Here is a 15236-nt window from a genome sequence, read left to right on the forward strand (position 1 = left end):
GAGCCTCATCGTGGCACGTTTCCGCAGGTTGCAAAGTGGCGTTGACCAACGACAGGCACTGTTCATAAAAAAACGGTCTTACCACTTAGCTCTTTTGAACTAAATCGTAAGACCGTGCCACATTCATCGATGTTGCGTTTGAGCCCGTCCGTTTCTTAACGACGGCCGCTCTTGTGAGAGAAGTCTAGGTACCACAATCCGTCATCCCACTCCAAAGCGACTTTACGCCAGCCCAATGGAACTTGTGGGTATGGATAGAATGGTCCGATGTACGGCCATGCCGAGGCACTATATTGCTTCGGATAAGTTACCGCGGCATAGTTCGGATGAGCCGCGTAGCTTGGCCAAGCGTAGTTTGGCATCTGTGGGTTGTCGTAGCGTGGTACGCCACCACCATAGGATGGGCCTGCTGACATTGGAACTGGTCCACCCATGCCGCCGCCAGCCATTCCGCCACCAACCATACCACCAGGTCCGCCGGTTAAGCAAGCTTCGCCGCCGTAAACGCCCGATTGGTAGTTGGTCAGTTGGCTTTGAGCGAACGCTCGTGGGACGCCTGGCTGTCCGACCATCGGCATGCTCGCTGCACCAACAATGTGGCTTGTCGATGCTTGCATGACTGGAGTCGATACACCTGGAGCGGACAAGACGTTGATGTCATCAACGACTTTCGCTACTCCACTTGCATGTTGAACGGTTGATAGAACAAGCTGCTTTTGTTCTGGCGTGGCAACATATCCGCGAGCCCAAACTTCACCGCGTACGGTGGAGATATCCAATTCGAAGTTACGCAAGGTGCCTTCGTTCTTGTAGCTGGCGAGCTTGGATAGAATGCCATCGGTAATCTTCGCGTCCGCTGGTGAAACACCCGTGGTCGCCGATTCGATCGCTGGAGGTTCAGCCATCATGGGTGCTGGGATCGGCAATTCGCCGCCAGCAGGCATAACAAATGATTGCGAAGCCTCGGTTGCTTGCGCGACCGCTGGTGTTGCTACAACTTTTTCGCGAATCTCGATTTCATTAATGATCTCGATGACACCTTGAGTGCCTCGTGACGCATCAATTACCGCTGCAGCTTGTTTGGCTGTCGCAACAGAACCGCTAAGCGTAACTACGCCCGCCTCCACTGCCAGGTCGATATCGAAATCCTTCAGAGATCCGTCGGTCTGGCGGCTCTGTAGTGTCTGTACTATGGTGTCAGCGATCTCGCGATCACCGGCTTGGGCCGCGATTGGGCTCGCCACCGTTAGCGATGCGATCGCCATGCCCATGAAGAAACGTCGCATGGAACTCCTCCTACGCTTTAGCTCTATTGGTCCCTAATCGCTGCCTACGCGGCAGTCCGAAGTGAACTGCTTATCGTCAACGAAACATGATGGTCGTGTCGACGATCCATCACGCAATGTCTGTTAGCTGGTAAAGCTTTGGGAATATTGCCCCCCAAGTATTCACCAGTGGATGGTCTACATCGTCGAGAGTATTCTTCGGCTAGCCGGTCGTATGCAAGAAAGCGTTTTTTCTGATTTTGACGCGGTTTGGGCTTCTTCCGGTCATCCGGCCTTAGAACAACTTACGCAACTTACGCTACTTACCAATGCAGAACCGACTGAACAAAGCGTCAAGGATGTCGTCGGTATAAATCTCGCCTACAACCGCCCCTAGTTCGTAGAGGGTTGCCCGCAACTCCGCCGCAATCAGCTCGTCGCTTTGATTCATCACGCCCAAGGACAGCGGCTCAAGCCCATCACTGGCCAACTCAATCGCAGTATCCAGCGAAGCCTTGGCACGCTGCACCGATTCAGCACAACGTACCAGCGTCATGGGAACCGCTTCCTGCCCTCCTCCCTGAACCGATGCCACCCAACTGGTCAAGGCTGCACGCAGGGATTCGAGCCCCTGCTCAGTACGCGAGCTTACCTCGTACACCGCGGCAAACGTGGGATCGGGAATGGAAGTAGCGTCCGCTGCTGGCAGATCGATTTTTGTTCGGACCAACCACTGCAGCGGCTGGGAGTGACGCTGCTGCAAAACGGACCGAGTGAGTTGTGCATACAAATCGCGCTGCGGAAGCCCTCGCATTGAACTATCGCAACAAAACAAAATCAGATCTGCATCTCGCAAAACCTGCTGCGTGGCAAGCTGGGCTTTGTGGTCCAGTCGATAGGCAGCTTCCGTTTCAGTGCCATGGGCCTGGGCATTTTGCGTCATAAGCGGCTCAAGCCCCGCCGTGTCAACCAAATCTACCGCTCCTGCGGATGTCTCCCATGTCTGACGCACAAAATCGCGAGTCGTACCCGAAACCGGACTGACAATCGCCACTTGGCTGCCGCATAGGACATTGATCAGCGAGCTTTTGCCAGCATTGGGGACGCCAACCAAAGCAACTTGAAGTCGCCCGGAAACTTGACGTCGACTGCTCAACTGGCCGCCAACTTGAGCTAACACCTCCTTGGACTCTTTTAACCGCCGCAGTACTTCCGGTCGAGAAACAAATTGGATGTCCTCATCCACAAAATCTAATCCCGCCTCCAAGTCTGCTAGCAAGTTGATCAAACCCAAGCGGATCTCGGCCAAGGGTTTCGAAAGTCCGCCAGCCAATTGACGCAACGAAACCTCCAGCGCTTGTTGGCTGTTGGCGTGAATCACAGCCAGGACCGCTTCGCATTGAGTTAGATCCAGTCGGCCACTTAAAAAAGCTCGATACGTAAACTCTCCTGGCTGAGCTACGACGGCTCCCGCTTGCACTAGTTGCTCTAACAGCAACTCCAGCAAAATGGGATTGCCCACCGTATGCAGTTCGACACTGGGCTGTCCCGTGTAGCTGCGATGGCTGGGCCACATGAAAAAACTAACTGGCAAAGCCTGTCTCAGCGAATCGATATGAACTACGGCTTGGTAGCGACGGCTGCGCGAGGTCTTTTCAAACGCTGATTGTGAAGCACCCAGCAGTCGGCTGGCCAGCGCGATGGAATCTGCGCCACTGATTCGGATAATGCCTCGGTCTGCTGGCTGAGCACCACTTGCGATGGCACAGATCGTTGTGCCGGTGTCCCATTGCCGCATCGGCTTTACCGCTCAACAAGAAACAAGCTGGGCAGAACATGATGAAACTTGCCACGTGTCATGACGTCATCAAATCCTGCCTGCTGAGCTGCTTCCAGACTAGCGGCATCCACATGAGGACCAAACCCAATCAGTTTTGCCGCAGGAAAGACCGAGCGTACTAGCATCGCTACCGATTCAATCGACTCGCGCATTTGAAAAAGGTCGACCACGACCCATTCGACTAACGGCTTATTGATCTTTTCTGGTACTGCCTGCAGGTCTTTGACCATTTGGCTCTTGAGGCCTGCTCCCTTGGCTGCTGACGAGATCTGAGAGTAGAACATCAGATCGCTGCTTAAGAAAACAATAGTAACTTCGTCGCTCATTTGTGCTTGATTCGTCGTCCAATCTGCCGGACGCCTCTTGAATAGTGGACTTTAGTACACTAAAACATCACGGCATGCTGCTCACCGCTCTGGAATGGTCTGTCTAGCGTCAGTTGCCGGGAGCACTATCGTATCGCAGAAAGCGGCGGGGGGAAGGCGAAAACCGTTTTGCAGACGACGCTTCCGCCTCTGCCCTGTCCCCTGGCGGATTAAAACTTATACCCTGAGAGACCCAATAGGTTATGCCCAAGAAGAAAGCCTTAACTGAGCAACAGATTCGCCAACGCGTTCATGTTTCAATTTGGACTCCCGAGCTGATTGCCAGACTGGGTAAAGAGTCCGACCACGCGATCGCGCAGGAAATGGGCATTTATTCTTCGTCGGTTTCCGCATTTCGTCGCTCGCGTGGTATTGCACCGTACACGCACATCAAGGCCCACCAGTGGACCAAATCGCAACGCGGCCTTTTAGGGAAACTGCCCGATTCTCAGGTCGCCGATCGACTTGGCATCTCGGTCCACAGTGTGATTGCCGAGCGTCATCGGCTGGGAATTGAAAGTCAATCGAACTCCCAGCAGCGGCGGCCCTGGACCAAAAAGGAGCTCAGTTTGCTTGGCAAGCTTCCGGACGCGGAGGTCGCTCGACGTCTCCAGCGAGGTCGCAGGCATGTCTATCTCAAACGCTCTGCGCTGAACATACCAGCCTACCGTCGCAACAATGAGACTCCTTGGAACGCGAAATGGGAAGCGAAGTTGGGCAAGGTGTCAGATTCGGAATTGTCCAAGCTGTCTGGGATCTCGTTGACGCGAGTGCGGATTCGTCGACAGCAACTTGGGATCCCCAGTATCCGCGGCTATCAGGCACGCTTCCACTGGACTTTAGAGCGATTGCGGGAGCTCAGTGCAACTGGTGATGAAGCATTCGCCGAAAAGTATGCACTGAAGCTCGAGACAGTCCGCGCCAAACGCAAACAACTGACAACTTCAAACCAAGTATAAACGCAATACCGTGCATCGAAGCAGAAGGTGCTTGTTCGTAGTCCCGCCTTTAGGCGAAATCTAACAATAATGCCTTCCGACTGAAGGCGGGACTACAAACGCGGGAGTACAAACGCGGGACTTCGAATGTCATGCGTTATTCGTCGTCTCCCTTTCTCTTTATTTATCGCGTTAGTTACAGCGCTGCGATCTTCGCGAAGTCCGACTTCAAGGAATGATACAGGCCCTGGTAGACCGGGTAGTGCTGGTCATAGACCTTGCAGTTCGCTTTCTTGGGCGGCATCTTTTCGACCACTCGAATCGTCGCTTTACAGGCTTCTTCGATGTTCTTGTAAGCACCATCGCCCACGGCCGCCAGCAATGCGACGCCATAAGCAGGCCCTTGCTCGGCATTGATCGTGCAGGCTGGTTGATTAAAGCAGTCTGCCATAATCTGTCGCCACAATTCGCTTTTGGCTCCGCCGCCGCTGACCCGCATCTCTTTCATGGGGACACCCAACGATTTAATAATCTCCAGAGCGTCCCGCAAGGAATAGGCAACCCCTTCCATTACCGATCGAGCGATCGCGCCGCGATCATGAGCGCCCGTCAGTCCGATCCAACAACCGCGAGCGTTGGCATCTGCATGAGGCGTGCGTTCGCCAGCCAAATAGGGCAAAAAGAACAACCCGTTGGAGCCCACCGGAGCGGCAGCCGCTTCCTGGTTCAGAATCTCATGTGGGTTGATTCCTTTTTTCTTCGCTAGATCCGCACACAGTGTTTGCATGAACCATTGCCAAGAACCAGCCGCTGATAACGTGACGCCCATCATGTGCCACTTGCCATGCACCGCATGACAAAACGTGTGCAAGCGGCCAAGCTTATCGTACTGAGGTGTATCGCTATGGCAAAACACTACGCCGGAGGTCCCGAGAGAGCTGGTTACAATCCCAGATTTGACGACACCGTTACCGACGGCTCCTGCGGCACAATCACCTGCGCCACCTACGACCTTGCAGTCTTTACTGAGTCCTAATTCCGCAGCCACTTCGGGCAGCAGCGTACCTGTCACTTGCTCCGATTCATAGACCGTTGCCAGCAAAGATTTGTCGAGTTGCAATTTGCTGAGTAATGCATCGCTCCACTTGCGATTCACAACATCCAGCAGCAACATGCCCGACGCGTCGCTAACTTCGGTGGCTAGTTCGCCAGTTAAGCGACGGCGAATTTCATCTTTGGGCAGTAACAAGTGCTTCAGCTTTGCAAAATTCTTTGGCTCATTGTTCCTCAGCCAAAGCACTTTGGGGGCAGTGAATCCAGTCAAAGCCGGGTTGGCAACCATTTCAATCAGGGCTTGGCGACCGCCGGCCAGTTCCGTAATCTCGTCGCACTCTTTGGCTGTGCGTTGGTCATTCCAGAGAAGCGCTGGACGAATTACTTGTTGCTTCGCATCCAAAAATACAGAACCATGCATCTGGCCGGATAGCCCGATCGCTTTGACTTCGGTTCCTTTCACTTTGGACGCCTTGAGCGCACCGACGACTGTTTTCTTCACCGCCGCCCACCACAGATCAGGGTGCTGCTGAGTCCACATGGGGCGCGGCATCTCAACGGCATACTCGGTGGTCGATTGGCCTAGAATCTCGCCCGTTTCGGTCATGCAAATGGTTTTGGTACCGGAAGTGCCAATGTCGATGCCTAAATAGTATCCCATGTTTCTGTGATGCCCTGATCGAAGTTTTCTGAATGATCCAAAGATGAAAGATAAGCAGCGGAAACGCATGCGATCGTCCGCAAGTTGCCCGTCGAATGCAAAAATATACTTGGAAGTCGCAATCGCGCATACTATCCCAGACCAACAAGTACGCGATTGAGCTTTAGGATCTTCTTGGAAATAAGGTTTACGCTTATACTGTTAGCCATGCGGAGCTTGATTCAAGCATCCGTAAACCTCGCTGCCCCAAAGTGTTTATGCGTTGCCCCTTCTGTCAAGTTGATAACGACAGCGTCCGCGATTCCAGAATTGTCGAGGACGGCCGCGCGATCAAGCGCAGGCGTTATTGCCATTCTTGTCGCCGACGCTTTACGACCTTCGAGCGCACTGCAGGCGCGTTGCAAGTCATCAAAAAGAACGGTGAACGTGAGCCATTCAGCCGCAGCAAAATTGAATTGGGGCTAGAACGCGCTTGCTGGAAGCGAAAGATCAGCGCCGAACAGCGCGCTCGAATGGCCGAATCGATCGAAGCGAGGCTCCAAGAAGAATATGAGCTGGAAGTGCCTAGCTCAGAAATCGGCAATTTGTGCATGCATGAACTGGCCGCCGTCGATCAAGTCGCCTTTGTGCGGTTCGCCAGCGTCTACCGAGAGTTTCAAGGCGTCCAAGATTTCGTCCAAGAACTCAAGCCGATCTTGCGAAACGAACCCGTGCCAGCTCGGAAGTTGGAGTAGTAAGCTCTCTATTGCTCTCGTGCTTTGTCTCAGCACGTGCACCATCCCAGCGCTACCGGACTGCCGAGAGGTTCAGACCCCTTTCCAAACCGCCCCTAAAGCGGCAGTAGCCACGGCACCATAACGACACTCACGATCAAGACAATGATCGCAAAGGGGACACCCACTTTCAAATAGTCTCCAAAGCGGTAGCCACCCGGTGTCAACACCAACGTGTTGACCGGCGACGACACAGGCGTCATAAACGCAGCCGAAGCAGCTAAAGCAACGATCATGGCAAAAGGATACGGCGACGCATCTAAATGCCCCGCAATCGTCAAAGCGACCGGCGCCATCAGTACGGCTGTCGCGGTGTTTGATATAAATAGGCCTAGGATTGCCGTCGCGACAAATAATACCGCAAGCACTCCGTATGTCCCCACGATCGAGGAGATCGACAACAGCATATTGGACGCATATTCAACGCCGCCAGTGCGTTCCAGCGCGATCGAAAACGGTAGCATCCCCACGATCAGTACTAACGTCTTCCAATCAATGGAGCCATAAGCGCTTTCAAAATTGACACAGCCAAACATGCCCATCAATAAACAACCAATCAAGGCTGCATGCACGTTCGAGATCAAACCCGATACCATCAAGACCACGACCATCAACAGGATCGCAAGCGCATGGAATGATTTACCGGTCACACGCAAGACTTCATCCATTTCTGCAGGTAAGTTTAAAGCGACCATGTCTCGACAACCGACGGTCCGCAAGTGACGAATCGATTTCCAAGGCCCAATCACCAGCATCGTATCCCCAATGCGAATCTCCTCATGGGACAATCCTTCTGAGAGCGCTTTCACGCCGCGGCGCATACCAATCACGGAAAAACCATAGCGCGTGCGGATGTTCGCTTTAAGCATGGTTTTTCCTACCAACTCCGAATCCGCTGGCACAAACACTTCCGCCATTCCGATTTCTTGCGCACTGTCCGCCAGAGGGCCAGCCGTTAGAGGCAACGGTTCGAGCATATGCTTTGCACAAATCGCTTGAATGTCCGAAGTCCCGATGATCAAATCCACCAGCAAGATATCGTCCCGTTGCAATTCTGTTTTTGCATGAGGCTGGACCAACGCGCCTTTCCTTTGCACCGCAACCAAATTCAGTCCGGATTCATTGCGCAAGTTCAGCGAGCCCAGCGACTGGCCGATCAATGCCGATCCATGTCGCACGCGCAGGCGATGCTTACGTCCGGAAAGGTTGTATCGCTCAACAAGGTCAGCGAACGTCAATCGCGGAGCTCCATTTCCGATCTGCTCCATCGCTTTGTCGGGCAGCCAGCGCCGCGCGAAAAGCATGTAGATGATGGCGAGGATCAAAATGGGCACACCGAACGGCGTGAAACTAAAGAAGCGGAAGCCCTGCTCTCCACGCCGAACCAGTTCGCTGTTGATGACAAGATTCGGAGCCGTGGCTACCAGCGTCGTCATCCCGCTGATCAAAGCCGCTACGCTCAAAGGCATCATCAATTGGCCTGGAGCGGTGTTGGTGCTGCGGCAGACTCGCAACACAATCGGAATGAAGATCGCCGTCACTGCAGTGGAACTCATGGTAGCTCCCAAAGCACATACGACGATCATGAGCAGCACGACCAGCGTAGTGCCGTTGCTTCCAGAGCGGCTGACCAGCCAGTCGCCCAGCATCCTTGCCACGCCCGTTCGCACCAATCCCTCGCCGATGACGAACATAGCTGCGATAAGGATAATGTTCGGGTCGCCAAAGCCCGCCAAGGCTTCTCGCATTTCAATCACGCCTGTGAATGGCAGGGCACAGATGGCAAACAAAGCCACGGCGTCCATTCGCGGACGATCTAAAGCGAACATGAGAATCACAATGACCAGTAATAGAAGGACGATCGTCAGTTCCAGCGTCATTGTTCCTCGTTGCTTTCCCGCCCGACTAAAGTGATTCTCCGCAAAATTCCAACTGTGGGGAGAGAATAGCAAAAGTCGGCTTCCAGCAACAACGCAAAAGCCATCCCAGCCGGCAAGTTCCTTGCTTTGGATGAATCGGCTGCTTGTAGTCCCGCCTTCAGGCCGACGTGCTCTCTTTCGTCGTACCGCCTTTGAGCGGAAATGCGTGGATAAATTTAGTCCCATTTAGCCTAAAGGCGGAACGACGAACAAGATTTGCTTTCAGGCGAGACTTTGGACGGGTGAATTGGCCATTCTGGCAGGTATATGAATTGCACTGCGGGGGTGCTGATCGTGTTTTACTTGGAAAACCTGCCGTTCTTCACACTTAAGGTTGCTAAACCTGCGTTGACCGGCAAAGACAGTCCCGATACTCTGACAGGATGACACTTCGGCGATTAGTAAATTAAGTGGAAGTTTAAGGTGTTTTCGGGGGCTCTCGAGTGGGCGCCCAGCCAAAAACCCTTCCCTTAATTCGACAACCTACGACAAACACGAGTGGACGGCCATAACTCCACTTTATTGATATTGCTCTAGAAGGACCTAGCGAGCAGCTTTCCTGATAGAGCGGCAGATTAGAAAGCTCAACGGATAAACATGGAATTACTGGATCGAATTTGGGAGGGCACCAACAGCCTAGTCAACGGCGTCATGAGCGGTGTTGGACGAGGTCTTACGGGTGTTTTCGGGACTTCCAATGCGCGTACTGTCAAAAAGCACCAGGAAACCGCCCAGCGCATCAATGCGCTTGAGCCCAAGATCATGGCGCTCAGCGATATCGAGTTGCGCGAGGAGACCGCCAAACTAAAGGCTCGTTTGGCTGCCGGCGAAACGCTGGACGATATTTTGGTCCAAGCGTTTGCTTTGTGTCGCGAAGGCGGTCGGCGATTTCTGAAAATGCGACATTATGACGTGCAGCTCATCGGGGGCATGGTGCTGCATGGCGGCAATATCGCCGAAATGGTGACCGGGGAAGGGAAAACGCTGGTCGCAACTTTGCCTGCTTATCTCAACGCGCTCGAAGGCCGTGGCGTGCATGTGGTAACCGTCAATGACTATCTCGCTCGCCGCGATATGGAGTGGATGGCTCCGTTATATATGGGCTTGGGACTGACCGTCGGCAATATCCAAAGCGGTATGTCGACCGGGCTGAGGCAAGCGTCGTATGCGGCAGACATTACTTATGCAACTAACAACGAATTGGGCTTTGATTACCTGCGCGATAACATGCGCATGGCCGCGCGCGGGGACGACCGATTTCCGAAGGAATATCAGCAATCGCAAGGGCCGCTTTACTATGCGATCATCGACGAAGTAGACAACATTCTGATCGACGAGGCCCGGACGCCGCTGATTATTTCGGGGCCCGCACACCAAGACGCTGGCAAATACTTGGAAGCGGACAAAATCGCTCGACAATTGCGTGCCATAGAGGACTTTGTGGTAAGCGAGAAAGACCACACGGTGAACTTGACCGATGATGGAGTTCGCAAGGCGGAAAAGCTAGCTGGAGTGGAAAGCTTTTACACTTCCGGAAATATGGAGTGGCCTCACTTGATCGACAATGCGCTCAAAGCTCACTTTCTCTACAAACGAGATGTCAACTATGTCGTCAAGGAAGGCGCGATCATCATCGTCGATGAGTTCACAGGTCGCTTGATGGAAGGCCGACAGTGGTCCGATGGCTTGCACCAAGCGGTCGAGGCGAAGGAGGGCGTGAAGATCAAAGAAGAGAACCAAACGCTGGCCACCATCACGCTGCAGAACTACTTTAAACTCTACCGCAAACTATCGGGTATGACCGGTACGGCGATGACGGAAGCCAATGAGTTCTACAAGACTTACAAGCTGGATGTGGTTGCGATCCCAACCAACCGCGGCATGCAGCGCGTTGAACATGCTGATAGCATTTATTTGACCGAAAAAGAGAAGTACAAGGCGGTCGCTGATGATATCGAACTTATGAACAAGTTCGATCAACTGGTGCTAAAAGACGGTACGTCTTTCTTCGGCGAGATCAAAAAGGAGACCGAGACATCGATCGAGTTTCGCAAGCGCGATCAAACGCAGGCCGAAACGTTCTCGAAAGACAATGTCACTCGCGTTTATCCCAAAGGTCGTCCCATCTTGGTCGGCACCGTATCGATCGAGAAAAGCGAACGGCTGAGCAGTTTGCTGGAGCAACGCAGTATTCAGCACCAAGTGTTGAACGCAAAATTCCACGAACGTGAAGCGGAAATTGTCGCTCAAGCTGGGCGGATCGGCGCGGTCACTATCGCGACGAACATGGCGGGTCGTGGTACGGACATTGTTTTGGGCGGTAATCCCGAAACGAAGGCTTGGGCGATGCTGCAAGACAAATATCCCACACGTTTGGAAGTGCCCAAGGAAGAATGGAACGCTTTGGTGCATCAAATCGAAGTCGGCGATGACATGAAAGCCGAAGGCGCACGTGCCAAAGAAATGGGCGGCTTGATGGTGATTGGGACCGAACGTCACGAAAGTCGCCGCATTGACTTGCAGTTGCGTGGGCGTTGCGGTCGACAAGGCGATCCTGGCGAGAGCCGCTTCTACCTGTCGTTGGAGGACGACTTGATGCGTATCTTCGCGGGCGATTGGGTTCGCGCTTGGATGGGCAAACTTGGGATGGGCGAAGGCGAGGCGATCCAAAGCTCGTTTGTGTCCAAGCGAATCTCGGCGGCTCAGAAGAAGGTCGAAGAACGCCACTTCGAAGCTCGCAAGAACTTGCTCGAATATGACGAAGTCATGGACTTCCAGCGCAAGCGAGTTTATGGCTTCCGACAACAAATCCTGGATGGTGTAAGCTGCCGCAAGCTTGTACTAGAACAGATTCGTCAACAAATCGAACGTGCAGTCGGCTTGTATATGTCTCCGCTGTTTGGGGCGGAAAGCTTCGCAAGTTTCGCTAGCGCAAAACTTTCATGCCGACTAGAACCCAAAGAGTTCCGTGGTGTCGATATCGATACTGCAAGCACTTATGCTCGCGATCTGGCTCAGCGTGCTGCGGAAACGCAAATCGTGGATGCCATTGATGAAAACTTGCCAGATGGTGAAGAGGAAAGCGAGTGGAATTATGAAGCATTGGCCAAATGGTCCAACTCGCAGTATGGTACGAATTACACAGCGAATGCCTTGCGAAAGATCGACCGCAACAGTATCGACGAAGAACTGGTGCAAAAGGCGCATGACTTCATTGCACAAATCGACTTGAGCGAAGGTGCCGACTTCCTGCAAGAAGACTATGGCGTTCGCGTGCTTTCGACCTGGATGAAAAACAAGTTTGGCATCGATGTCAAGGTGGACGCGCATGCTGAACTTGCGGACGTGAAAAAGCAGCTATGCAAAGCGGCTGAGGATGCTTACCGCGAACGCGAAGTGCGATTTCCGCTGGAAGCTGCTTTGAATACCTTTGCTGTGCGATCTCCAAATAACGAGTCGTTCGTGCTCTCACCGGACATCGCCGCTTGGCTTGCCAACCGATTCAAAAAGCCTGAACTAGCGGATCTGCTGCTGAAGGGCGAACGTTTGGACTTCGAACCAATTCTGGCCGCGTCGCGCGAAGATCAAATCGAAGGCGAAACGCAACTGAAGAAAGGGTTCGAATTAATCGCTCAGCTTTATGGCGACAACGAACCAAACCGCAGTGCTTCTCTAACCAGTGGCAAGTCGGGCAAATTGGAGCAGTTGGCGCAATGGATGCAAGAACAGCTCGATTGGAAGGATAGCTCAGATAAACTCTTGCGATTGAATCGTACTCAATTAGAAAACCGTGTTCAACAAGCCGTTGATGACCGTTATCATGCGGAAGTGCGCGGCAGTGAACGCGATATCTTGTTGCGATTGCTGGACGAGACTTGGATGTCGCATTTGTTGGCGATGGATCATCTTCGGTCAGCAGTTAGCTTCCGTGGCATGGGGCAGATGGACCCCAAGGTTGAGTACAAACGTGAAGGCATGAAGCTGTTTGAGCAGATGTGGTTGTCGGTTGGCGAACGCGTGACGGACGTAATCTTCCGGGCGGCTGCCACGACGGTGACTCCTATGCCGACGCAGCAGCCTCGCCAGATGTCAGAGCGGCATGATTCAGCGGAGACAACCGGTGATATGGCGCGTACTGTTGGAGCCGTGCCACCGGCGGCTCAAAATAACGGCAGCGCGAGCGCATACGGCGATGCGGCTGCAAGTTCAGCACCTCAGGAACGTGTACAACCGATTCGCCGAGCGAATGATCGGGTTGGACGCAACGATCCGTGCCCTTGCGGTTCGGGCAAGAAGTATAAGAATTGTTGCCTGCGAAATGGCTAGGCTATAATCATAACGGCCGCTTCCCTTTGCCCCGACACCTATAACGCGAGCTAGCAATGCAGCCTGAGACCACCAGCGCCACACCGAAACAAAGCAGTCCTTGGATTCGAGAAACCATCGATAGCTTTGGTGTCGCACTGATTTTGGCATTCTTGTTTCGCGCGTTTGTCGCTGAAGCGTTTGTCATTCCGACAGGCTCGATGGCTCCAACTCTGATGGGAGCTCACAAAGATGTCACATGTTCGCAATGCGGGTGTGATTATCAATCCAGTGCCAGCGAAGAATACAACAACGAAACTGGGCGTCTAAGTGGTCTGTCGATCATCGGTACGACCTGCCCGCTGTGCAGATACCAACAGCCGATCGATATCGCGACCAACAAGAATCATGCGACGTTCTCTGGCGATCGCATCTTGGTGAGCAAGCTGGCCTATATCCAAGGCGACCCGCAGCGTTGGCAAGTGATTGTGTTTAAGAATCCAACCGAAGCACGCCAAAATTATATCAAGCGTCTAGTGGGCCTGCCCAACGAAACGCTCCGTGTCCAACACGGCGATGTATATACGAAACCTAAAGGCGAGAACGCTTTTTCCATCGCTCGCAAGCCGCACAACATTGTCGAAGTGTTGCTGCAACCCATCAACGACACTGCGCATCGAGCCGCAGCGCTTGCCAAAGCGGGAGTTCCAAGTCCTTGGCAACCCGAAGGCCCGATCACCGAAGCTGGCCAAACGGCAGCTCCTTCCAATAGCAATTGGAAAGTGACCGACACCGAGCAAACCTGGAACGCAGAAATGGCATCTTCTAAAGCCACTCAACCCGGCGATGCTTTGCTGGCCAGCTATGATTGGCTGCGATACTATCACTACACGTTGCGGCCATGGCAGTGGTACGAGATTATGCAGACGGGCAAGTTAAGCAAGCCGATCCCAGCCCGATCCGCTCAGTTGATCACTGACTTCACGCACTACAACGCACAGACGATGACCAATTCGACCTCTTTCCGATCAGGGAAGTCGGATATTGTGGAACAAACTCCGTTTGGATTAGGGCTAAAGAACTTTGATACCGTGTTGAAGCCCCGTTCGGGTTCGGATGGCGAACATTGGGTGGGCGATTTAGCCGGCGAGTTTACCGCCACATTGAATTCGAACACTGGGACGGTTGCATTAGATGTCGTGGAAGCAGGCGTCCATTATGTCACCGAAATTGACGCAGCCAACGGTGACGTAAAAATCGTCGCTATCCAAAATGGCAAAGCTCTGAGCGTTTTCGAAGATGGCAATGGTGGCGTGTTGGATGTCATTACGGGCTCGAGCTCACTGCGTGGTAACAGTCAAGCGACCGTTAAATTAGCGAATGTCGACAACACTCTGCACCTCTGGGTGAACGGCAAGCTTGTCAAATTGCTGCCAACGGCGAACATTTCCAGCGACAAGATCGAACAAGCGAACCTACATCGACCTGTTTATTCTCCTGAAGATGCTGCCGACGCGGCTCCTATTGGAATCGCATTTGGAAATGGCATGTCCGGCGTGGTTGAACGAGCTCGAGTATGGCGGGATATCTATTACACGGCAGTCAACGCGAATAGTTCGCAGCTCAGCGACTACAGAAGGTTTGACAAAGATTTAGAGGACTCGATTACCGAAGAAGTGGCGGAACAGTATTTGGCGTCGCAGCCTATCAATGCCAGTTTGCAGATGATCCAGCGGCAATACGACGAGACCATGTTGTATCGCGACATTCTCTTTAGTAGCCCTTCGCTTTGGAACGCCAGCCCGCTGTTTACCAATCGTAGTTCGGTTGAATTTGATTTGGATGCGGATCAGTATTTTCCGATGGGTGACAACAGCAGCAAGTCCTTGGATGCGAGACTTTGGCGGCCAAATCATTTTGTCCATCGTGACTTGTTGATCGGTCGTGCTGCTTTAGTTTTTTGGCCGCATCATTGGAACGCTCCAATTCCATATTGGCCGAACTTCAAACGCTTTGGAATTATTCGCTAGTTGCAGTTGATGATCGGAAGGCTCGTCGTCAGGAAGCGGGCTTAGCGGTAAAGCGGAAGCCATCCGATATTTGTATGCGATGAACTT

General features: G+C 53.1%; 9 protein-coding genes. 4 read left to right on the top strand and 5 right to left on the bottom strand.

Features of this window, described 5'->3' with window-relative positions; genetic code table 11:
* Positions 1-155: 155 nt before the first annotated feature.
* The 3 genes from SH302x_RS09585 to SH302x_RS09595 form a co-directional block, all read right to left on the bottom strand.
* On the bottom strand, positions 156-1286 hold the full coding sequence (locus SH302x_RS09585; RefSeq protein ID WP_479368506.1) for a BON domain-containing protein: 1131 nt from the start codon (positions 1284-1286) through the stop codon (positions 156-158).
* Positions 1287-1584: 298 nt separating this feature from the next.
* Positions 1585-3063: a tRNA modification GTPase gene (locus SH302x_RS09590; protein ID WP_479368507.1), complete on the bottom strand. Its 1479-nt coding sequence runs from the start codon at positions 3061-3063 to the stop codon at positions 1585-1587.
* A gap of 5 nt (positions 3064-3068) precedes the next feature.
* On the bottom strand, positions 3069-3431 hold the full coding sequence (locus tag SH302x_RS09595) for a hypothetical protein (RefSeq protein ID WP_479368508.1): 363 nt from the start codon (positions 3429-3431) through the stop codon (positions 3069-3071).
* A 242-nt stretch (positions 3432-3673) separates the two neighbouring features.
* On the opposite strand from SH302x_RS09595, the gene SH302x_RS09600 reads away from it, so the two are divergent.
* Positions 3674-4429: a hypothetical protein gene (locus SH302x_RS09600; protein ID WP_479368509.1), complete on the top strand. Its 756-nt coding sequence runs from the start codon at positions 3674-3676 to the stop codon at positions 4427-4429.
* Positions 4430-4604: 175 nt separating this feature from the next.
* Here the strand turns inward: SH302x_RS09600 and xylB are convergent, their stop codons facing one another.
* On the bottom strand, positions 4605-6122 hold the full coding sequence (xylB, locus tag SH302x_RS09605; RefSeq protein WP_479368510.1) for a xylulokinase: 1518 nt from the start codon (positions 6120-6122) through the stop codon (positions 4605-4607).
* 257 nt (positions 6123-6379) lie between these two features.
* Between xylB and nrdR the strand changes: the two genes are divergently transcribed.
* Positions 6380-6856: a transcriptional regulator NrdR gene (gene nrdR, locus SH302x_RS09610; RefSeq protein ID WP_479368511.1), complete on the top strand. Its 477-nt coding sequence runs from the start codon at positions 6380-6382 to the stop codon at positions 6854-6856.
* A 95-nt stretch (positions 6857-6951) separates the two neighbouring features.
* On the opposite strand, the gene SH302x_RS09615 is transcribed toward nrdR, so the two are convergent.
* Positions 6952-8775 (bottom strand): SLC13 family permease, encoded by a 1824-nt coding sequence (locus SH302x_RS09615; protein WP_479368512.1) that lies wholly within the window; start codon positions 8773-8775, stop codon positions 6952-6954.
* Between the two features lie 636 nt (positions 8776-9411).
* On the opposite strand from SH302x_RS09615, the gene secA reads away from it, so the two are divergent.
* Together secA and SH302x_RS09625 are read left to right on the top strand one after the other, a co-directional pair.
* The gene (gene secA, locus SH302x_RS09620; protein ID WP_479368513.1) at positions 9412-13140 is read left to right on the top strand and encodes a preprotein translocase subunit SecA; all 3729 of its coding nucleotides are present in this window, start codon (positions 9412-9414) and stop codon (positions 13138-13140) included.
* 56 nt (positions 13141-13196) lie between these two features.
* Positions 13197-15149 carry a S26 family signal peptidase gene (locus tag SH302x_RS09625; protein WP_479368514.1) on the top strand — a complete coding sequence of 651 codons (1953 nt, stop codon included), beginning with the start codon at positions 13197-13199 and terminating at the stop codon, positions 15147-15149.
* Positions 15150-15236 lie beyond the last annotated feature (87 nt).

The sequence above is a fragment of the Njordella calcicola genome, assembly GCF_056494125.1.

What these genes read in the sequence shown, in the direction of transcription:
- SH302x_RS09585 (WP_479368506.1), bottom strand. Translation starts at nt 1,286, where the DNA reads ATGCGACGTTTCTTCATGGGCATGGCGATCGCATCGCTAACGGTGGCG.
- SH302x_RS09590 (WP_479368507.1), bottom strand. Translation starts at nt 3,063, where the DNA reads ATGCGGCAATGGGACACCGGCACAACGATCTGTGCCATCGCAAGTGGT.
- SH302x_RS09595 (WP_479368508.1), bottom strand. Translation starts at nt 3,431, where the DNA reads ATGAGCGACGAAGTTACTATTGTTTTCTTAAGCAGCGATCTGATGTTC.
- SH302x_RS09600 (WP_479368509.1), top strand. Translation starts at nt 3,674, where the DNA reads ATGCCCAAGAAGAAAGCCTTAACTGAGCAACAGATTCGCCAACGCGTT.
- xylB (WP_479368510.1), bottom strand. Translation starts at nt 6,122, where the DNA reads ATGGGATACTATTTAGGCATCGACATTGGCACTTCCGGTACCAAAACC.
- nrdR (WP_479368511.1), top strand. Translation starts at nt 6,380, where the DNA reads ATGCGTTGCCCCTTCTGTCAAGTTGATAACGACAGCGTCCGCGATTCC.
- SH302x_RS09615 (WP_479368512.1), bottom strand. Translation starts at nt 8,775, where the DNA reads ATGACGCTGGAACTGACGATCGTCCTTCTATTACTGGTCATTGTGATT.
- secA (WP_479368513.1), top strand. Translation starts at nt 9,412, where the DNA reads ATGGAATTACTGGATCGAATTTGGGAGGGCACCAACAGCCTAGTCAAC.
- SH302x_RS09625 (WP_479368514.1), top strand. Translation starts at nt 13,197, where the DNA reads ATGCAGCCTGAGACCACCAGCGCCACACCGAAACAAAGCAGTCCTTGG.